The organism is Emticicia fontis (assembly GCF_054779675.1).
In genome coordinates this window covers 1,985-2,630 of record NZ_BAAGXU010000053.1, presented here as the reverse complement: position 1 = coordinate 2,630, position 646 = coordinate 1,985, and the positions used below count along the sequence as shown (strand labels likewise).

Annotated in this window: 1 pseudogene; it reads right to left on the bottom strand. The window is 50.9% G+C overall.

From position 1 onward, the window contains the following. Window positions 1–646, bottom strand: a pseudogene (locus tag ACYVFA_RS23225) (hypothetical protein); the annotation flags it as partial.

Genomic DNA, 646 nt, shown 5'->3' with positions numbered 1-646 from the left:
CCCTCCGCCACTGGCTTGTCTTGTGACACTTGTGGTTGTACAACTTAGGTTGGTCGTGCCTGTGATACTTGCACTTGGTGGGGTGGTGCTTTGGGTCACACTTGTCGTCGCTGTGGCGGTACAGCCATTTGTGCCCGTTACCGTTAATGTATAAGTGCCTGGACTTGTGATAGTTGCTGTGGCATTTGTCCCTAAACCATTTGACCATAGGTAGGTTCCTCCGCCACTGGCTTGCCTTGTGACACTCGTGGTTGTACAACTTAGGTTGGTCGTGCCGGTGATATTTGCACTTGGTGGCGTTGTGCTCTGCGTGACACTTGTCGTTGCAGTGGCTGTACAGCCATTTGTGCCCGTTACCGTTACTGTATAAGTGCCTGGACTTGTGATAGTTGCTGTGGCATTCGTCCCTAATCCATTTGACCATAAATAAGTCCCTCCGCCACTGGCTTGCCTTGTGACACTCGTGGTTGTACAACTTAGGTTGGTCGTGCCTGTGATACTTGCACTTGGTGGGGTGGTGCTTTGGGTCACACTTGTCGTCGCTGTGGCGGTACAGCCATTTGTGCCCTTTACCGTTACTGTATAAGTGCCTGGAATAGTGATAGTTGCTGTGGCATTCGTCCCTAATCCATTTGACCATAGGTAG